This window comes from Microcoleus sp. CAWBG58, from assembly GCF_020883045.1.
Classification (GTDB): Bacteria; Cyanobacteriota; Cyanobacteriia; order Cyanobacteriales; family Microcoleaceae; genus Microcoleus.
Window position 1 is genome coordinate 1 of record NZ_JAHRFA010000006.1, and the last position, 19,997, is coordinate 19,997.

Here is a 19,997-nt window from a genome sequence, read left to right on the forward strand (position 1 = left end):
AAGGACTGAACTCATCACTACAATCTGGTTTGTAGTGAGGACTTTAGTCCGCATAAAGAAGGACTGAACTCATCACTACAATCTGGTTTGTAGTGAGGACTTTAGTCCGCATAAAGAAGGACTGAAGTCCTCACTACGAACGAATTGGATTAGGTGTTTTTGCTCTAGCAACTACAATGCCGATCGCACTTTCGACTCTGCTAATATATCTCTGCAAGTCGTAAGCAACTGTCACAGCCCCAGCCGGCGAAGCGTGAATTAAGCCGAGATTCCCGTCTGCATTCCTGTACACAAAACCCGTGTGGGTGACATCCAATCCTTTAACATCCGTGGCTACCGCCACAATATCCCCAGGCTTTAACTGGGAATAAATACTTTTGATCCGATTTGTCGGGATGTAATTAACCGTAGTTTTGGCTAATTCTGCTTCTTGGCTGACTATGCACTGATAAGTTGCTTCATCTTTTACCATTTGCGGGTAACTGCTGCGGTGCTGGCTCATGAAATTTAGGGTTTTATTCATCGGCACTCCGCCCAACTGAGCGGTAATGTTTTCTACGGTTTGCCGTTTTTGATTGTCTTTAATCCATTCTGAAAAATAGTGCAGCCGGCTGCAATAGCCGTTCATTTTACCGTTTAAATACCGTTGTTCTTCTATGCGATTTACAAAATTTTGATAGTCGTAATCTTTGACTGCTACGCCTCTGGAAATAGCCAAAACAGTCTCTACAAACAAAACGCAATCAAATTTATTCAACGTTACGATCAACTTTTCTTCGCCGGATTTGTCCAGCAAACCTTCGACGTAGGGCTTTCCTAAGAATTTATCGCCGATCGCCTGGATGATTTGTCCGATCGGGCGATCGGGCAAATTTTCCTGTTTGGCATACTGTACAATCTTTTCAAAACGTGCTATGTCTTCGGGTAGTATAGCGGTTTCTCTGGCCGTATTTTCTGAGTCTGGTCGTCTCGCCAAGACTTCCAGCAATTGGGAATAGGGAATTTCAGGTATGTTGTTCAAGTCCTGAAACAGCCTGAGGAAACTAGAAACACTTTGCTTGTTTTTGGGTTCCCGATTTTCGCTGTCTCCGATCGACTCAGCCGCTACATCCGGGCCGCGTGCTTCTGTTTGTCGATCGACAACAGCAACAGCAGGTTGAGACTGCAATGCCCAAAAATCAGGTATCAAATAATTATTCACCCAGGCGATCGCAAATCCCAAAACAGCCAGACTCCAAAAATTTCTCATGTTTTTCTAGGGATTTTGCTTCAACTGAGTGCTATCCTGAAACCTTTATAATTATTAGAACTCTCAATCAGCCTAACCGCTAGATGAAATTTACGAGAGCGGACTAGATCGACAGCCTTGTCATTTGGACGCCCCCCTATTATAAACTGATCGTGCGAGTTTGATACCACAACACTGTAATGCAAGTAGACCGCCGACGCCGCCCAATCGAACCCCAACGTCCGATCCAACCCAGACGCCACAGCAGCGAGCGTCCAGTCCAATCCCGACGCGCAAGCAGCGATCGCCCAGTCAAACCCCAACGTCCTATCCAATCCCGACGCCCAATCGGCGATCGTCCAATCTGGCTCCAACGCCTCATCTGGCTCCAAAGCTCAATCTGGCTCCAAAGCTCAATCTGGCTCCAACGCCTCATCTTGCTCCAACGCCCAATCTGGCTCCAAATCTCAATCTGGTTCCAACGTCTCATCACCGATCGTACAGTCGCGCCCCGACGCCAAACTAGCGATCGTCCAGTCCAACCCCGACGCCTCATCACCGATCGTCCAGTCCAACCCCGACGCGTCATCACCGATCGTCCAGTTGAGCCCCGACGCCTCATCACCGATCGTCCAACGCCATCTCGTCGGCAAATCAGCGATCGTCCAGTTGAACCCCGACGCCTGATTACCGATCGCCCAACGCCATCTCGCCGGCGACTGAGGGCAAAATTGTCTCGGCTCAAATACCGCAACATTTTGTGTTTAATTGCGGGGGCGATCGCATTTTTTGGGCTCCTGACAATGCCCTTCAGAACTCGCCGCGCCCCAGAGCCACCCGTCATATTGTCTCAAGAGGCTATCTCGCCACCGACAATTCCAACATCCCAAAATGTAGTCGATAGTCAAAGCGATCCTACCTTCACCTACAACATCAAAACACCTCCCAATCCAGTTTATTCTCAAGAATTGCAAGGGATTGTTGATGAAGCTGTGAACATTGCCACCAGCAAAGGATTGCCAGCAGACAAGCTATCAATTAGCTTATTTGATGTTAGCAATCCCCAAAATCATACCTTCGCCGGATATCAAAATCAAACTCTGAGATTTCCTGCTAGCGTTGCCAAGTTATTTTGGATGGCAGCCTTTTACTCAGCCATGGAAAAAGGCATGATTTCGCAAAAAGAATCTGCATTTAAAAACGACCTAGAACAAATGATTCGCATCTCCAACAACGATTCTGCCAGCAGGATTTTAGACAAAATCACCGATACAAATTCCGGCGGACGGCTCGGAGGAGAAGAGTTGCAAACATGGCTGCAAAAGCGCAGGCAAATTAACACATTTTTCCAGTCAGCAGGCTACAGTGATATTCGTATCAGCACCAAAAATTATCCCATATACTATTTAAGGCAAGAAGGCCCTGTCGGTCGCGATTTGCAATTGAGGGGCGATGATTCTCAGCCGCTTCGCAATCAAGTAACTACTGACCAAGCCGGCAGATTAATATATGAAATCTATACTAGGCAGGCTGTTTCTAGTCTCGCCAGCCGCAAAATGGCTTACTTGCTAACGAGAGATTTAGACCCTAAGGCATGGAAAAATGACCCTAGCAACTCAATCAAAGGATTTCTAGGCGAATCTTTACCAACTAATATTTATTTTGGTTCCAAAGTTGGCTATACTTCTCGTTCCCGCACCGAAGCGGCATTTGTCAGAACTTTAGACGATCGCGCGATTTACATCTTAGTCGTTTTCGCAGACGATGTGGCTTATGCCAAGGACGAAACTGCTTTTCCGGCAATTTCTCGACACGTGTTCGATCGATTAAATGCTCGCGAACCCAGCAATTAGCAGCGATCGGATGAAGGACTGAAGTCCTCACTACAAACCTGTAGTCGGGATTTTAGCGATCGGATGAAGGACTGAAGTCCTCACTACAAACCTGTAGTCGGGATTTTAGCGATCGGATGAAGGACTGAAGTCCTCACTACAAACCTGACTGAAGTCCTCACTACCAACCTGATGAAGGACTGAAGTCCTCACTACCAACCTGATTAATTGGTTTGTAGCCGGGACTTTAGTCCTCGTCCATCAACAATCTTAAAAACTATTTAACTGGGGCGAAAGGATTCGAACCTCTGAATGGCTGGACCAAAACCAGCTGCCTTACCACTTGGCGACGCCCCAACGTCTTAACCTTTATCATATTAACACTCAAACACCAGAATCTGTCAAGCACTTTGACAAGAAAGTTTAAAAAATGTTGGCCAAACCGATCGCCCGCCAGTTTATTCTTTGACAACAGCCCGTTGAGACAGCGGGATTTCAATCCAAAACTCCGCTCCCTGTCCGGGTTCTGAGATACACTTCAAACTGCCGCCGTGTTTTTCCACCACAATCTGGTAGCTAATGGACAAGCCGAGTCCCGTGCCTTTGCCCACTGGTTTAGTGGTAAAGAAAGGGTCAAACAAGCACAATTTAGCTTTTTGGGTCAATCCCGGCCCGCTGTCGCGAATCCGAATCACCACAAGTTTACCGAGAGACTTTCGTGACTCACCTCGATCCGAGTCTTGGGACACCACCGCCGTCGAGATTTCGATCGTCTTGGGTGCGGGCTGATTTTCCAAGGAGTCGATCGCATTTCCCAAAATATTCATAAATACTTGGTTGAGCTGACCGGCATAGCATTCTACCTTGGGCAAGTCGCCGTAGTCTTTAATTACCTGAATTCCCGGTATCGGCCCGTTTGACTTCAAGCGGCTGTGCAAAATCAGCAGCGTGCTGTCAATCCCTTCGTGAATGTCCACCGGCTTCTTCTCGGCTTCGTCGTGCCGCGCGAAGTTCCTCAGGGAAAGGACAATTTGCCGGATGCGTTCGGCTCCCATCTCCATCGAAGACAGAATTTTCAGCAAATCCGGCACTACGAAATCCACATCGATTTCTTCGCTTTTGTCGAGAATTTCCTCGCAAGGTTCGGGGTAATGCTTTTGATACAAGCGCAGCAAATCTAGCAGATCTTTCATGTACTGCTCGCAATAAGTCAAGTTGCCGTAAATAAAATTAACCGGATTGTTAATTTCGTGGGCGACGCCGGCAACCATTTGACCGAGAGAGGACATTTTTTCGTTTTGAATGAGCTGAGCTTCTTTTTGCTGCAAACTCTGCAAAGTTTCAGTCAGTTGTCGGGCTTGAGTTTCTGCTGCTAAGGCTGCCGCCCGAGTTTGGGCGTAAAGTTCGGCTTGGTCGATCGCGATCGCCAGTTGATCCACCACCGCTTGCAGCAATTCCACTTCGCTGGCCGCCCAGGAACGGCTGCTGTAATGATTGCAAACTATCGCCCCCATTTGACCGGAGTGAGTCTTGAGCGGTAGCAGCAGCTTAGAAACAATCCCGACACTCCTTAAAAAAGCTCGCGTGGCGGAGTCTATGCAGGCTGCTGTGGCAGTGTCGCCGATGCGAAGCGTTTGGCGATCGCGAATTTTCTCGGCTAGTAGCGTTACTTGTGCGATCGGGTAATCGGCGAGTCGCTCTTGCTGTTCGGGATTTGCCGCCTCGTGGGTAATCGCAAAACTCGGCTGCCCCTGCCGCGATACTGAATACCACAAAAAGTAGCACTGGTCAACCTGCAACAAGCTGTGAATTTCATTAACAGCCGTATCTAAAATTTTGTCGAGGTCTAGAGAATTCCGCATCTGACTGGCGAGGCCAAACAGCAGACTTTCCCGGCGGCTCAACAATTCTTCTCGGGCCTTGACACGATCGATCGCCACGCCAATGGCATTAGCCATCCACCCCAGAACTTCTAGCGCCCCCTCCGTGGCAGCAGCGCTGCTGCATACAGCCATCACTCCCACCAGTCGTTCCTCCACAATCAGGGGATAGGCAATGACCCAGAGGGACTGATTCGACAGCAAGCACAGAGGAGCCGTTTCGAGTTTTCCCGTTTCTTCTCGCAGCCAATCTTCTATTAGCCGTTCCCAATCTTGGCTGCTGACTCCTGAATCGGCCTGCAATTCTAACCGCTCTATCTGCGGGTTGAACGTCCAGATGCTCGCTGCTGTGGCGTCGAGATGGTCTACCATTGCGTCGGTGCAGCGGTTGAGGGTGGCCGGTATTGTCCCGCCTTGTCCGAGAGCTGCACCAACTTTAGCTTGCAGCATTGCCAAGCGCGATCGCTCGTGTAGCAAGTCTGCCATTGATTGCCGCTCGGTCGCTATTTCAGGAATTTGTTTGGGATCGCGATCGCGCCTCATGCCCGCTGAAGTTTCCCGCAACTCCTGAGATTTGCCTGTTTCGAGCACCGACAGCTTTTTTGTTGGGAATATTCTTGTGTCCTTCTCTGAAGTCTGTACTGCCCAGAAAAACTCCTGGTTCGATCGGGCTAACTCCGAGATTTGCTGGCTCTGTGAAGCGATATCTTCTACCTCTGCCACCTCTTTCTGGGCTTTGACTAATTGCCACCGCAGCTGCACCAAACTCGCAACTTGCCGAGTTAAAATCTCTATATCATCAATCATATTTTTTGTCAAGTCTTTAGGTACGGAATCCATGACACAGAGCGCGCCCAGCATCTGCCCATCTGAGGTGACGACTGGGATGCTAGCGTAAAATTTGATGAAGGGGTAGGAAACAATTAGCGGATGCTGGGCAAATCGCACGTCTGTGGAAGCGTCTCGGACAATGATGGCAGGCGGTTTATTGCAGGAATTTGTCAAGGGTGCGATCGCATCTGCCGCCGCAACCGCAGGTTTTTGTAGGGGAATGTCCCGGTCAAATTCCGAGTTAGAGTTGGAACTCGCGCCCAACTGTGCGGGAGTTTGACCGGTATAGCAGCGATCGCAAAAATTCAGGTAACGGTGTGCCAAAGTTCGATCGATACCCAACTGCGACTTCAACCAGTGGCCCGAGGCATCAATCAAACTCAAAAAAGCAATAGGAGTTCCGCTCATCCTGGCGGCCAAGCCTACCAAATCGTCAAAGCAAGCCTCTGGATCGGAACCCAGAAGTTGATACAAGTCGGTGCGATCGAGATCGAACACTGTTTTACCAAGAGGCAAGGGTGCTTTCATCATGTATAAGTGCCCATCTAGTTGCTGGCAACCGCCCTAATCAATACTGACCGAGGAGAAAAACGAGCTATGAATTTTGTCCCGGGAGACTGCGATCGCAAGTCTAGCGCAGGCTGCTGGCGCCAAACTCAGACCAACCTCTTGACTGACATGGAAACTTTTGAGTTATGGGAGTTAGAGTACCGCAGCTCTAATACTGTAGAAATTATACTTCGAGTTGACTATGCTTTTGATGTGCCAGAGGCTGGGTGAATCTAAGAGCCTCCGTGGGGACGAAGCACCCTTCAAAAATCTATGGCGGATAGCTTACAGAGAATTTCTTAATAAGTTTAATAGTATTTTAACAGACAGATCTAATCGTGGGTAGCAGGCTTGCTGGTAGATTAAAATAATTGGTTTGTGCCACAATACCAGTACGGTTTACCGGGATGTTGCACAGGCAACTCAACAAAAGTTAGGAGAGCGACTACACAAACACCGAAAATGTTAAACTTTGTAACAATAGTTGTTCAAACTCCACCATCAAGGGTTTGACGGTTGAGATGCAGATTTTGCAACTGTTGTCATCGCCGATCGACCCCTCGGGCAATCTGTTTTTTCGAGTTTGAGGTCAAAAAAACAGGGGTAAAGTTTCTGCTAATGCTCCAACGGAGTTGGGCACTATTTATCCGAAGGCACTCTCGAAAAATGACCCACCCAAAAACCGATACTTGCTTGCCGACAATTTTGAGGGTCGAGATCGCAATTTTAGACTCAAGTTCAAGCTCCCAGATTCATCTGGAACAGTCAATCTAAAATCTAAAATCTACAATCGACTGACGGCGGGAATTATGTTTTCTATTTTCAAGAACTATAAATAAACCGGGAGAAGAATATGTCTGCAACTAGCAGTCAAGTACCAACTATTTTGGCAGTTGATGATAGCGTCGTCATGCAAGGACTGGTCAAACAAGCCTTAAGCAAAGAGTTTCGAGTTCTCGTGACAGACAATGCAGTTGATGCTTTGTCAACAATTTATCACGAACAAATTTCGGTTTTGTTGCTCGATGTTTCGATGCCTGGGATTGACGGATTGGAGCTCTGCCGCACGGTGCGAAGCTTGCCTCAGTTTCAGAATTTGCCGATCGTGATGCTGACAGCCAGAGATGGAGCATTTGATAAAGTACAGGGGCGTTTGGCAGGAGCAACCGAGTATTTAACTAAGCCCTTTGACGCTGACAAGTTGCGCGAAGTAATTGGTAAGTTTATCAATATCAAGTCTTGACATCCACCGGGTGCGTAAACGCGCGAGGATTCCCAAGCATCACTACTTAGGTTTCTGCTTCTGTCCCTTGCGGGGTTTCGCACCAGCCCGAACAGATTTACTCTGTTCTGGTCTTACAGTCGCTCCACAGACTGATACGGCAAGCCCTGCCGCCAAAATATTTTTTGCTGCATTGATATCTCGATCGTGGTGAGTCCCGCAATTAGGACAATCCCATGAACGGACATTCAACGGCATCTTTTCAGCAATATGTCCGCAGTCAAAACACCGTTTTGAACTCGGAAACCATCGGTCAATCTTGACCAAGGTACGACCGTACCAATCGCACTTGTACTCAAGTTGCCTGACCAGTTCGCCCCAACTTGCATCACTAATAGCAAGGGCAAGTTTCCGGTTTTTGACCATGTTTTTTACAGCCAAATCTTCTACGGCGATAGTTTGATTTTCACGCACCAACCTAGTTGTTAACTTGTGAAGATTATCTTTCCTAGCGTCAGCAATTTCTTGATGCACTCTTGCTACTTTAAGCCGTGCTTTGTGCCGATTATTCGACCCTTTCTGTTTTCGACTTAAAGCTTTCTGTACTTTTCTTAACTTGCGATATTTTGCCTTAAATCCTTTGGGATTGACAATTTTTTCGCCGTTGCTCAGTGCTAGCAAGCTTGTAATTCCTAAGTCAATGCCAACTTGACTGTCTGACGAAGGTAAAGGTTTGATTTCAACATCCACCAATAGGGAGACTGACCACCGACCAGACGGTGCAAGTTTCACCGTAATAGTTGATGGTGTTGCACCCTCTGGTAATGTTCGACTCCACCGAATCGGCAGCGCTTGGGTGCATTTTGCCAGAGTTACTTCTCCGTCTTTGAACTTAAATGCCGATTTGGTAAATTGTGCGCTACCACCGTTTCGTTTCTTCTTGAAGTTAGGATACTTTGCCTGCCCGTCAAAAAAGTTGGTGTAAGCAGTTTGCAAATGTCGCAAGCACTGCTGCAATGGTACTGAAGAAACAGCATTGAGAAAATCTAATTCCTCAGTTTTTTTCCATTCAGTTAACATTGAAGAAGTTTCAGCGTATCCTACCCGTTGTTGTTCTGCGTACCAAGCTTCAGTTCTTGCAGCTAAAGCACGGTTGTAGACTAAACGAGTACAACAAGAAAGTGCGTCGCAACAAAATTTCTTGTTCCGGCGTTGGGTAGAATCGATAGCTGAAGGCTTTTAGTGTCACACTTACAGTGTAACGCCTAAATTGTAAGATGCGCGTAATTTCTTTTCAAGTTTTGAAAAGCCGTCCTAAAAGGACGGGGTTTTATACCCAAATTTCTGATAAAAGAAGACTTGGCGGTTGAAACAGCCTCTATACAAGCAAAACCCGCCTCCGCGGGTTGAAGATCAGACCGTTTAAATTACGTTTTATGTTATTCTATTCAGTCGGCGTCCGGCGGACATCGTTTGTATAGAAGGGGTTTGAACCGCCGTCTGCATCTAGATTCTCCCGCTTGTCCTAAACTTTTAATTTTGCCAACAGCAGAGGAGCGATCGCACTGACGGGTAAAACGTGCTGGACTGCACCCAGGGCGATCGCCTCTTTCGGCATTCCAAACACAACACAACTGGCCTCACTTTGAGCAATTGTCAAGCCGCCGGCTCGGGCGATCGCCAACATACCCTCAGCACCATCTCGCCCCATTCCTGTTAGCAACACTCCCGCAGCCCCGCGACCATAAAAACTAGCAACTGACTTAAATGTTACCGTTACAGAGGGGCAATGTCCCGCTTCACTAGCAGCTTCAGAATAAATAAAACGCCCTTGAGCATCCAATTCTAAATGACGTTTTTCTGGCGGGAAATAAACAATTCCAGCTTGCGGCCATTCCCCAAAACCCGCTATTTTCACCGGCAGTTTAGATTCAAAACCCAACCATTCAACCAATCCTTGCAAAAATCCTTCACTGATATGCTGGATGCAAATCACCGGTACTGGCAAATTAGCCGGAAACTTGGAAATAATCGAGTGTAGCGCTTGCGGCCCCCCTGTAGACGCGCCAACAGCCAATAACTTAATAGTATGAGAATTGAGATTTTTGCTAGATAATTGGTAATTATGAATTGGTAATTGATAATTTTTTTTGCTTGGGCGATGCTCGGCTGTTTCGATTCCTCCAAGCCTTTGATGTCGCGTAAATACTTTAACTCCCGACAACACTTTAACTTTAGCGATTAATTCATTCCCCAGGCGATCGTAATCAGACGCCAACCCGCCAATGGGTTTCGGAAAAATATCTAATGCACCTGCTTTCATTAATTCAAATACATTTTGAGTATCCTTTGCTTGTACAGAAGCACTAATTATTAAAATTGGTCGCGGGTATTTTTTCATCACTTCCCGCGTGAACTCTAACCCGTTCATTTGTGCCATATTCAAATCCGTACAGATGACTTCCGGTTGAAGTTTCGGGATTAATTCTAGGGCTTCTAACCCGTTAGAAGCCGTTCCGACAACCTGGATTTCTGGCGAAGCATCCAAAATGCGCTTGAGAACGATCGTAGCTACTGGGGAATCTTCTACTAACAATACTTTAATGGGCGACAACATCAGTTATTTTAGGTAATTGGCAATTGGGAATGGGGCATGGGGCATGGGGCATTGGGCATTGGGCATGGGGCATTGGGCATGGGGCATTGGGCATGGGGCATGGGGCGAAGCGAAGCGGAGGGATGGGGCATGGGGCATTAGCAATTGCTAATTGGTAGTAAATAACAAATAACCAACAACAAACAACAAATAACAAATAACCAATAACCAATAACCAATAACTAACAATTAAACTAACCTTTTCAAAGTCTCGATTAATACATCTTGATTGAAAGTACCTTTAGGAATATAAGCATTAGCGCCAGCATCAGCCCCTCTTTTTCTATCTTCATCAGACGCCAAAGATGTGACCAAAATAATCGGCAACTCACTGTATTCTTTTTGCTGGCGAATTTTAACTGTCAGTCCCAAGCCGTCCAAATTAGGCATTTGTACGTCAGAAATCAGAGCATCAAAATAGCGAGTTTTTAATTTATTGAAAGCATCCAACCCGTCCACTGCTGTCACCACTTCATAACCTGCACCTTCCAGAATGCGCTTTTCTTGAGTGCGGGTAGCGATCGAATCTTCTGCTAAAAGTATAACTTGTTTTCGGCTGACTGTCTCAATTGGCGATCGGGCACCCCCAACCCCACCCAACAAAACTTGCTTGCGTACAGATTTTATCAAATCGTGGGGATTGAGCACCATACAAACTTCCCCCGTCCCCAGAATCGTTGCACCAGAAACGTTTCGCACCCGTTTCAGCAATTGACTTTGAGGTTTAATCACCACATCCTGTTCGTCAATCAAAGCATCTATAAATAATCCCAATCTTTCCTCCCCAACTTTCAAAACAATACAAGGCATTTTCCGAGAATTATGATTCACCGATTCTACCTCTGTATTTCTCTTGAATTCTCTCCAAGTTTCCTGTCTCCACTCCCGATTATTGTGCAACCAATCTGTATCATTTACTTCTAGTAAATCTGCCAAATAAGCAACTGACAAAGGCTGAGAGTCTAAAATCACCGTCGCCTTGCTTTCGAGAGAAAAAACATCCGAAGAGCGGACTAATATTGCAGTTTCAATAAACTCGACTGGCATCGCATAAGCAATGCCATTAACCGCTAATATTAATACATTAGCAGTAGCTAAAGACGTACTTAGTTGCAGGCGAAAAGTGCATCCTTTTCCGAGATCTGATTCAACTTGAATGCGACCTTTTAATGCTTCAACATTAGTCCTAACTACATCCAAACCTACCCCTCTTCCAGAGATTTCAGTAACAAATGTTCTGGTTGAAAAACCCGCAGCAAAAATCAGCGATTGAATTTGGCTTTCTGTCATCACCGCCAGTTCTTCCGGCGTGCAGATGTTGCGTTTGACAGCAGTTTGTTTAATGCGATCGAGATTCAGCCCCCGACCATCATCAGCAACTTCAATAATAATATTGCTAGCAGTATGGTAGCCTTTAATTCGGAGAGTAGCTGCGGGATGCTTGCCGAGCTTTTCGCGTTCGGCTGGCGTCTCAATTCCGTGATCTATCGCATTCCGAATCAGGTGCATTAAAGGGTCTTTCATTTCTTCTAGAATGCGTTTGTCAGCTCGAGTTTCCCCACCTTCAATGACTAATTTAACCTCTTTCCCTTCCCGCTTAGCCAAGTCTCTAACTGCTCGTGGAAATAGATTAAAAATAGTAGACAAAGGCAACAGTCTGAGAGTGCGAATTCCTGATTCCAACTCTTCCGCAATTAATTCGAGTCTTGCAGTATCTTCATCAACTCGATTTTTCAATCTATTTACTAGAGTTCCCAGACGTTCTAAACGTTCTTCTGTACGCTGGTAATAATTCTGTAACTGCACGATCAGGGCATTTTCTTGAAAAGCATTTTTGTCCGATTCTATCTGATGAAAAGCCAAGCGATTTATAAAAGCTTCTCTGCTCCAACTTTCCCACAAATTTGTCAGTTTTTCGATATCAGCAAGTCGGTGTACTAACCGAGTTTTTGTAACAGTAAGTTCACCAGCTTGAGTCATTAAATCGTCTAAATTTTGGGTGGCAACACGAATTGTTTCGATGCGGTAAGACGAAATTGAAGAACTGCTAACAGCGGCTTGGGAAGCCGATGCAGTAGCCGGGGCAGAATCCCCACGCAAGTTGTGAGATTGGAGCAACAATTCTTGCTCGGATTGTAGAGTCGAAAAAGAATAATTTTTATCTAAATTAGTGGCCGAATAAGTTTCACTATTTGTTTCTGGTTCCGCAGCAGATGAATCAATAAGTTGCGTTTGTATAAATTCTTCTTCTGGTACCTTTGAAGATTCTGGATCTGCTATGGGGACGGCGGGCAGGGGCTTGTTAGAAGCACCCATCATGCTAGCGAGCACGTAAAAGGTATTGACACCGGAATCTTGACCAGTCACGGCTTCGTCAACGAGTTTGCGGATGGCGTCTAAACCTTGCGAAAGTCGATCGCTAATTTCCGAAGTTAGTTGAGTCTCTCCCCGCTTGACACCTCCCAAAATATGCTCTATTTGATGAGCTAAAGATGCTACATTTTTTACCGCCAACATCCCAGCATCGCCTTTAAGAGAATGAGTTTCCCGCAGCAATTCTTCTAACTTAGCTGAGTCACCCGGATGTTGTTCCAAGTACAGCAATCCATCGTCTAGTTTCTGCAAGTGTTCTTCACTAGCAATTTTAAATACATCTCGAAGTTCTTCATCTTCAATTATCATAGTTGTTTGTGGGTAATTGGTAATTGGTAATTGGGCATTGGGCATTGGGCATTGGGCATTGGGCATTGGGCATTGGTCATTGGTCATTGGTAATCGGCAATCGGCAATCGGTAATTAATCTTCCTTCTTCCTTCTTCCTTCTTCCTTCTTCCTTCTTACACTATAGACTTAAGATTTAAAGCAGCTTCATTAAGTTTTTGAGTACCTACTTTGACTTGAGTAATGCCGTTGATAGTTTGAGATGCAGTGCGGTTGAGAGAGTTCATTTCATCACCTACTTGCCCGATCGCGCTCGCCTGCTGTTTAATATTCAAAGAAATTTGTTGATTGCTAGCAAACACCAGATTGCAAGCTTCCCGAACCCCCGTAAAAGCCTCTGCTGTATCCTGCGCTGTTTTCACCCCTGCCGCGACTGTTTTGCGGCTTTCTTCCGTTGCTTTCACCGTCGAGTCGATCGCGCCCTTAATTTCTGGAATAATACCATTAATCTTTTGCGCCGCTTGTTGGCTTTCATCTGCTAATTTACGGATCTCGCTGGCTACCACCGCAAAACCTTTTCCATACTCACCAGCCCTGACAGCTTCCACAGCCGCGTTAAGAGCCAGCATATTTGTCTGAGTGGCTAAATCGCTAACTAAATTTGCCAAAGTCGAGATATTGCCAATCTGACTTGTGCTATCCCCCAGGCGCTGATTTTGCTGAGAAATTGCCGCCACAGCTTGTCTGAGACTCAGCATTTGATTGAGAGTTTCTTCAACTTTTTGAGTTCCTTCTTGTGCGAGGGTTAAAGCTTGGCGAGCGGCGACGGCAACAGCCTCAGCTTGCTCGGCTGTCTCCCGAGAAGATATGCCCAATTGTTCTAAGGTTGCAGTTGTTTCATTGACTGAGAGAAATTGCTGGCCGACGACTTGCTCCTGCTCGTTCATATTAGATAATATTTGCATAGAGAATGACGATATTTGATAGATTAATCCTCGAATCAGCTTAATTAGTTGTCGCAGCACCAAAAATCCTAATCCCAGAACAGTACCCAGGGACAATACAGCAATAATAGTAGCTATTTTTTTTAAAACAAAAATAGAAGCAAACAGCGAATATTTAGGTGCTTGATTCACAATAACTATAAATTTGTTATTGTTTTCTTTACTAAGAAAGACTGTATCATAGCTAATCACTCGATCGCCGAGGTCAATATTGCCTTTGCCACCAGAAAGTATTTGTGTCACTACCTCTGCCACATAATCTTTTTGGATATTTTCATTGGTTTTCATTTCAGAACCCCATTCTTTTTTAGGATTGGGATGGTAGATGTAGCTACCATCTTGATTTAACATAAAACCTTTCTCTGAATTATCATGATTGATGTTTTTAACTATATCAATCAGATTCTTGCCCAAAGAATTGGCAATCAAAATGCCTTTTCTTTCTCCTTTGGTATTAAAAACAGGAGTGGCATGACGAATGGTTGGCTTGTAAGGAATTTCTATTTTACCGCGCTCCTGATTGAGATTGAATTGAGACACATAAATTTCGCCCGGTTTTAGCTTCATAGTTAAGTAAAAGTAATCCCTATGAGCCTGATTTTGTAGTTCTGAAGTTGGAACTATTTTGAGCGTTTGGCCGTCAGAATTTACGCGCACGAGTTCGTTGCCATTCTCATCTATATAACGCAATTGCATATAAGATTGCTTAATTGCCATCATTGATGCAAATGTGATTTGCATTCGATCGACCCAATTTTGATAAGTTGAATTAGTTTCTTTGTCTACTCCATTTCCATCTCTAGCTCTAATTATTCCTTGAAGAGCAGGAGATTTGCTGAAGAACAAAACATCGTAACTGATATTTTCTAGTTTGTTGACAATTTGCTCTCCGCTGGAGGTGACACTTTCAGTAAGATTAGTTAAGGCTAAGGTTTGGAGTGCTGCTTCGGAAGAGGAAATTCCATACCAGCCAACAAGAGATACTGGAATCAAGGTACTTAAAATTAAAAGCAGTAGCAGTCGGTTTTGAATTTTTTGGAAAAATTTATTAATCATGGGGAGTGGGTAATTGGTAATTGGTAATCGATAATCGATAATCAGTAATAAATAAATCTTACTTCCTTCAACTACACTGCTGATTTGAGATTTTGGGCTGCTTGGTTTAGTTGAGCAATGCCGAGTTTGACTTGAGAAATACCGGAGGCAGTTTCCTGAGTAGCGAGGTGAAGAGAGTTGACGGATTCAACTACATCCTGAATGGCGATTGCCTGGTTTTTCGATGTAACGGAAATTTGTTTGCTGTTTGCTGCAATGCGCTCGATCGCCCCGGCAACCCCAGCAAATGCGTCTGCGGTTTTTCGGGCAATTTTTACTCCATTTTCTACAGTTTTGGTGCCGTCATCCGTCACTGTTGCTGTCGAAGTAATGGCTTTCTGGATCTCTGTAACTAAAGCATTGATGTTGCTAGCAGATTCCTTGCTGCGATCGGCTAATTTGCGAATCTCGCTAGCAACAACACCAAATCCTTTACCGCTTTCACCGGCTCTAACTGCTTCGACAGCAGCGTTAAGGGCGAGCATATTTGTTTGGTTGGCTAAATCGCTGACTAAACTGGAGATATTGCCAATGCGATCGGCTTGCTCGCTCAAACGTAAAATTTGTTTTTGAATTTCTCCGACATTTTCTGTCAAAGTTGCCATTTCTTTCAAGGTATTGTCTACTGCTTGACTGCCTCCTGCTGCAAGTTTCAGGGCTTGGGCTGCCCCGAAAGCAGCAGCTTCGGCTTCCGAGGCACAAGCTTTGCTTGATTCGCTCAATTCGTTCATTGTAGTCGCAGTGCGATCGACAGCAGATAGTTGTTGGCTGGCGATGCGCTCCTGCTGTTCGATGGTGACAGCAATTTGGGACGAAGAAGAGACGATCGCCCGTACAATGTGATTAACCGAGCGAGTAGTTCGACTCGCTAAAAAAATTGCGATCGCGCTAACAACAGCAGCAGTGAACCCAACTCCTGCGATCAAAGTATACAGTAACTCGTGTTGGGGAGCAAATACATTTTTGGTATCGTTAGCAATAATCACGCTCCAACCTAATTCTGGCAGTTCTTTTGATGTTTCAACAGGAGCATAAGTAAGCAATTGCTCAGCTCCATCAATGCGATCAAAATCTATGGCACTGTCAATCTTTCTGTTGGCTTGCATTTTGGCAAAAACACTAAAGTCTGAGCCTGCATCTCTGCTTACCTGCTCACTTTCTGTTGCTGAAAAAAACTTGCCCGTGCCATCAATTAAATGGTATTCCTCTTTTTTTAATGTCTCCGAGTCTCGGGTTAATTGCTCTTGGTTTTGCTGATAATTACGATCTACATAAGTTGTAGGTGTGCGACTTATGATGACGGCGATAGTTTTTTCTGTATTGAGTTCTATAATCGGCGCCGCAGCAAAAATGGCGTATTTACCATTAACAAATGACTTTTGGGGCTGGGCAACTATAGGACGATTGGTTTTAATTACTTGCTGAAAATAGTCGTATTTGCCGATACCTGTAACTTCTTCTCCGCTCGATTGCAAAATAGTATTACCCTGGAGATCTGCGACTGCAATACTGTCGTAGCCATCTCCTGGTGTTAGATATTTATCTAACACAGCTTGTTTTTGACTGGTTGATGTGGTTTGGCTGACTCGCGGGTCGTTCAGTATACTTAGATTAGCCATATCCTCAACTTCATGATAGCGTTCTAATATCAAGTTTTTGACGTGATTTGCAGTAGCGAGCGCCCGTGATTCTTGGTACTTAATTACGTACTCAGTCAGGTGTTCGCTGGCAAATACATAAGTCATCGTTCCTGTCAATATAACTGGGATGGTACTGAGGGCGATCGCAAAAATAATAGCTTTAATTCTTAAAGACCATTTTTCCATTTTTTTACTCATAACTGATAATTTATATCAATTCCGGTGCAACCGGAATGATGTTGACTGTTAACTGTTGACTGTTAACTGTTGACTGTTAACTGTTGACTGTTAACTGTTAACTGTTGAGAGTTTAAACAATACTGATGCAACCGGAAACAATATTATGCCATTTTAGATTTTAGATTTGGGATTTGGGATTTGGGATTTGGGATTTTAAAATAGGGAATGACCGATCGTTATCGGGGCTTGGTTTTTGCCTAGAATTGCATTTTTTAGCTAAAGTATCAGAACTTATAACTATGCTAAACAACTGCTTTTAAATCTAAAGCAGCTTCATTCAATTTTTGAGTTCCAATTTTGGTTTGAGTGATACCGCAAGCTGTTTGTGCTGCTGCTTGGTTGAGAGAGTTCATCGCTTCCACCACTTGTTCGATCGCGATTGCTTGCTGTTTGGCATTCAGCGAAATTTGCTGAGAACTCAAAACTACGTTGTTAATGGCATCAGCTACTCCGGCAAATGCTGCGGCAGTTTCCTCTGCAATATTTACGCCAGATTCCACTGTTTTAGTTCCTTCGTCTGTCACCATGACTGTTGAGTTAATCGCGCGCTGAATATCGGCGACTAAGAGATTTATTTGTGCGGCAGATTTTTTACTGCGATCGGCAAGTTTGCGAATTTCTGACGCGACAACGCCGAACCCCTTGCCGTGTTCGCCGGCTCGGACTGCTTCCACCGCAGCATTTAGTGCTAACATATTAGTCTGATTTGCTAAGTCGCTGACTACGGTTGAGATATTGCCAATGCGATCGGTTTGCTCGCTCAACTGCATAATTTGTCCTTGCATATCCTGCACTTTTGTTTTCAGTATTGCCATTGCTTCTAAGGTTTGTTTCACAGCTTTTGTACCGCCACCAGCTAAAGTTAAAGCTTGCATTGCTTGACTTGCGGCAGTTTCTATCTGCTGTGAAGTCGCCCTAGAAGATGCACCCAATTCGTCCATTGTGGTAGTAGTTTCATTGACTGAAACTGCTTGCTGGCTTGCCATTCGTTCCTGTTCTTCAACTGTGGCGGCAATCTGGGCGGAGGAACTGGCGATCGAACTAATTGCGCGATCGATAGTTCCAGCAATTCCTGACGAAATCAGCCACGCAACAGTGGCCCCAAGCAGCACTAACAGTATCGAACCAAACACCAGCGTCGATACCAAAAAGCTCAAAGCAGCCTTCGTAATTCGCGTTTCTTGCTTAATAATTTTTAATTCGGTTTCCCGAAATTTCCGGTTCAAGTCCACAAATTCATTCACAAATTTGGTATACTTGCCTGTATTAAATATAGCAAGGGCTTCCGCTGTCTGATTTTGCTGAACTAAGCGAACTATTTCGTTAGAACCATCATAATATTCCTTGACCAGCTCCAACATTCTCTGCAAGCGAGCTTTTTGTTCGGGATTTTTAACCATAGGCTCTACATTAATCGCTGACTGGCGAGCCAACTCTGCACCTGTTTTAAAGTCGTTTAAAAACTGCTGATTTTTACTATTAACTAAATAGCCGCGCATTCCCCGTACCATTTGTTCGGCACCTACGGACATATTGCTTGTTTCTCCAATCACAGTTTCTACTCTTTCCACTTCTTTGAAAGTCTCAAAAACCTGACTTGTAGTAACGAGGACTAAGACTGGCAACCCTAAATAAATAGCTGCTGGCGCTAGATATCCGACGAGCATCTTGTTTCTAATGTTTAATTTTTTAATTGATAAAAACATATTTTTGGGTTAATTTAAGATAGTATTTGCGTTACTAAGGTTGCGATCCTGCGATAGTGGTTGGGAGTCCGGCGTTGGCAATGGAAATGGGCCAGCCACTTCTGGGAGCGATGCTGTCGAGTGACAGTAGAAAATAGTATCATAGCAAATTCTGTTCTCTTGCTCTATTTTCTTTAGTTTCGGGTGGCGCTGACATGGTTTTTGCAGGTGGGACTCCGATTTAGCGGTAAAATCTTTCTTCAAACCTCCTCATCAACAGCAACTCCTCCTTTTGTTAAGAGTTTCTGCAAGTTCAGAACAGCGATAAGTTTTTCCTCGTAAAAAGCGGTGCCTCGAAGATATTCGCGGTTTGCCGAATTTAGTGCAGCAGGAATAGTCGCAATCTCTGCCACATTTAAATGTATAATATCTAAGATTTCGTCAACGACTATACCGGCGACCAAATCTTCAATTTCAACAACGATCGCCTTTGACAGAGATTTTGTGTCGGCTGACATATTTAAAACGTTCCGAATGTCCACTAGGGTGAGAATCTCGCCCCGCAAATTCATATTGCCAATAATGCGATCGGGAGTGCACGGAATTGGAGTTACTTGGCGAATGTCGGTGAATTCGCGCACTACACCTAGGTTAATACCAAAGTATTCGCTGTTTAAAACAACTACTGCTAGGGATATATCAATTGCTGCGGAATTTTTGCGATCGCCCTGCTGCCTCAAATTCTGAGCCCTGTCTCGAAAAATCGCCTTTTCTTGGGCTGTAGCATTCGGACAAAAAACGTGAATTTTGGCCAACACTTTAGTATCTTCCACTAACAATTTTGGCTCTATTTCTAACGGCAAATCGGCGGTTTCTAGGTTTCCGGCTGCGGCCCAAAGTCCTGCATCGCTTGCAGGCACTGGGATTTGGGCTTCTGTTTTGTCGGGAGAATATCGAATTAGCCGATCGAGATCGAGCAGCATAATCATATCCGTTTCACAGCGGGCAAATCCAGCTAAAAAATTATGGGGGGCTTCTGGGTTGTCTCGCCCGTAAGATAGCTGGGGAGTTATGGCATCTGCGGGGATCTGCTTAACTTCGTTAACTCGATTGACAATGATGGCAAGTCGAATTTCTTGCCATTCTATGACGATCGCACTATCCGTCACAGAATACTCCTGGAAAACGTAGCCAAAACGGAGATTTAGATCCATTACGGGCAGAATGGATCCCCTGAGATCGATCGCCCCAACAATATCTTCAGGCGCTTCGGCGATCGGTGTCAACTCCGGGAGAAAGAAAATTTCTCTAACGCAGCCGACTTCTACGCCGCACAGCAAACCGTTATGTTCAAATATAAGATACGGCTTAGTTTCCATATTGATTCTGACACTTTATCTAGATAAGACCAATTTAATGTGAAGTTGCATATATCTCGATCCCCCTAAATCCCCCTGATTGTTGGGGGACTTTG

At 45.0% G+C, this 19,997-nt stretch carries 12 protein-coding genes, 1 tRNA gene and 1 pseudogene; 3 read left to right on the forward strand and 11 right to left on the reverse strand.

The features are described from left to right. Positions 1–133 precede the first annotated feature (133 nt). Positions 134–1,249: an N-acetylmuramoyl-L-alanine amidase-like domain-containing protein gene (locus QZ918_RS03490; protein WP_293331106.1), complete on the reverse strand. Its 1,116-nt coding sequence runs from the start codon at positions 1,247–1,249 to the stop codon at positions 134–136. 139 nt (positions 1,250–1,388) lie between these two features. Beyond that, positions 1,389–2,072: a hypothetical protein gene (locus QZ918_RS03495; RefSeq protein ID WP_293331109.1), complete on the reverse strand. Its 684-nt coding sequence runs from the start codon at positions 2,070–2,072 to the stop codon at positions 1,389–1,391. On the opposite strand from QZ918_RS03495, the gene QZ918_RS03500 reads away from it, so the two are divergent. After that, positions 2,032–3,081, forward strand: coding sequence for a serine hydrolase (locus QZ918_RS03500; protein WP_293331112.1), 1,050 nt, complete (start codon positions 2,032–2,034; stop codon positions 3,079–3,081). The genes QZ918_RS03495 and QZ918_RS03500 overlap by 41 nt on opposite strands. Positions 3,082–3,345: 264 nt before the next feature. Here QZ918_RS03500 and QZ918_RS03505 read toward each other — a convergent pair. Both QZ918_RS03505 and QZ918_RS03510 read right to left on the reverse strand, forming a co-directional pair. Continuing rightward, positions 3,346–3,417 (reverse strand) — tRNA-Gln (locus tag QZ918_RS03505). A 101-nt stretch (positions 3,418–3,518) separates the two neighbouring features. Continuing rightward, on the reverse strand, positions 3,519–6,302 hold the full coding sequence (locus QZ918_RS03510; RefSeq protein WP_293331114.1) for a GAF domain-containing protein: 2,784 nt from the start codon (positions 6,300–6,302) through the stop codon (positions 3,519–3,521). Between the two features lie 66 nt (positions 6,303–6,368). Between QZ918_RS03510 and QZ918_RS03515 the strand changes: the two genes are divergently transcribed. Together QZ918_RS03515 and QZ918_RS03520 are read left to right on the forward strand one after the other, a co-directional pair. Next, positions 6,369–6,551, forward strand: a complete 183-nt coding sequence (locus QZ918_RS03515) for a hypothetical protein (RefSeq protein WP_293157806.1) — start codon at positions 6,369–6,371, stop codon at positions 6,549–6,551. Between the two features lie 622 nt (positions 6,552–7,173). Further along, complete coding sequence (locus tag QZ918_RS03520; RefSeq protein ID WP_293157809.1) at positions 7,174–7,563, forward strand: response regulator; 390 nt, start codon at positions 7,174–7,176, stop codon at positions 7,561–7,563. 42 nt (positions 7,564–7,605) lie between these two features. On the opposite strand, the pseudogene QZ918_RS03525 reads toward QZ918_RS03520, so the two are convergent. From QZ918_RS03525 to QZ918_RS03555, 7 genes and pseudogenes are all read right to left on the reverse strand, one after another. Next, a pseudogene (locus QZ918_RS03525) lies at positions 7,606–8,791 on the reverse strand (RNA-guided endonuclease TnpB family protein). A 276-nt stretch (positions 8,792–9,067) separates the two neighbouring features. Further along, on the reverse strand, positions 9,068–10,159 hold the full coding sequence (gene cheB, locus QZ918_RS03530) for a chemotaxis-specific protein-glutamate methyltransferase CheB (RefSeq protein ID WP_293331117.1): 1,092 nt from the start codon (positions 10,157–10,159) through the stop codon (positions 9,068–9,070). A 228-nt stretch (positions 10,160–10,387) separates the two neighbouring features. Next, entirely contained in the window at positions 10,388–12,880 is a 2,493-nt protein-coding gene (locus QZ918_RS03535; RefSeq protein ID WP_293331449.1) for a hybrid sensor histidine kinase/response regulator, read from the reverse strand. 155 nt (positions 12,881–13,035) lie between these two features. Further along, on the reverse strand, positions 13,036–14,919 hold the full coding sequence (locus QZ918_RS03540; RefSeq protein ID WP_293331120.1) for a methyl-accepting chemotaxis protein: 1,884 nt from the start codon (positions 14,917–14,919) through the stop codon (positions 13,036–13,038). A 71-nt stretch (positions 14,920–14,990) separates the two neighbouring features. After that, complete coding sequence (locus tag QZ918_RS03545; protein WP_293331123.1) at positions 14,991–16,796, reverse strand: methyl-accepting chemotaxis protein; 1,806 nt, start codon at positions 16,794–16,796, stop codon at positions 14,991–14,993. A gap of 284 nt (positions 16,797–17,080) precedes the next feature. Next, the gene (locus QZ918_RS03550) at positions 17,081–18,544 is read right to left on the reverse strand and encodes a methyl-accepting chemotaxis protein (protein ID WP_293331126.1); all 1,464 of its coding nucleotides are present in this window, start codon (positions 18,542–18,544) and stop codon (positions 17,081–17,083) included. A 239-nt stretch (positions 18,545–18,783) separates the two neighbouring features. Next, positions 18,784–19,902, reverse strand: a complete 1,119-nt coding sequence (locus QZ918_RS03555; RefSeq protein WP_293331129.1) for a chemotaxis protein CheW — start codon at positions 19,900–19,902, stop codon at positions 18,784–18,786. Between the last annotated feature and the right edge of the window lie 95 nt (positions 19,903–19,997).

Bases quoted from the DNA above. Each gene is read 5' to 3' on its own strand.
- QZ918_RS03490 (WP_293331106.1), bottom strand. From the start codon at position 1,249: ATGAGAAATTTTTGGAGTCTGGCTGTTTTGGGATTTGCGATCGCCTGG.
- QZ918_RS03500 (WP_293331112.1), top strand. From the start codon at position 2,032: ATGCCCTTCAGAACTCGCCGCGCCCCAGAGCCACCCGTCATATTGTCT.
- QZ918_RS03495 (WP_293331109.1), bottom strand. From the start codon at position 2,072: ATGACGGGTGGCTCTGGGGCGCGGCGAGTTCTGAAGGGCATTGTCAGG.
- QZ918_RS03510 (WP_293331114.1), bottom strand. From the start codon at position 6,302: ATGATGAAAGCACCCTTGCCTCTTGGTAAAACAGTGTTCGATCTCGAT.
- QZ918_RS03515 (WP_293157806.1), top strand. From the start codon at position 6,369: ATGAATTTTGTCCCGGGAGACTGCGATCGCAAGTCTAGCGCAGGCTGC.
- QZ918_RS03520 (WP_293157809.1), top strand. From the start codon at position 7,174: ATGTCTGCAACTAGCAGTCAAGTACCAACTATTTTGGCAGTTGATGAT.
- cheB (WP_293331117.1), bottom strand. From the start codon at position 10,159: ATGTTGTCGCCCATTAAAGTATTGTTAGTAGAAGATTCCCCAGTAGCT.
- QZ918_RS03535 (WP_293331449.1), bottom strand. From the start codon at position 12,880: ATGATAATTGAAGATGAAGAACTTCGAGATGTATTTAAAATTGCTAGT.
- QZ918_RS03540 (WP_293331120.1), bottom strand. From the start codon at position 14,919: ATGATTAATAAATTTTTCCAAAAAATTCAAAACCGACTGCTACTGCTT.
- QZ918_RS03545 (WP_293331123.1), bottom strand. From the start codon at position 16,796: ATGAGTAAAAAAATGGAAAAATGGTCTTTAAGAATTAAAGCTATTATT.
- QZ918_RS03550 (WP_293331126.1), bottom strand. From the start codon at position 18,544: ATGTTTTTATCAATTAAAAAATTAAACATTAGAAACAAGATGCTCGTC.
- QZ918_RS03555 (WP_293331129.1), bottom strand. From the start codon at position 19,902: ATGGAAACTAAGCCGTATCTTATATTTGAACATAACGGTTTGCTGTGC.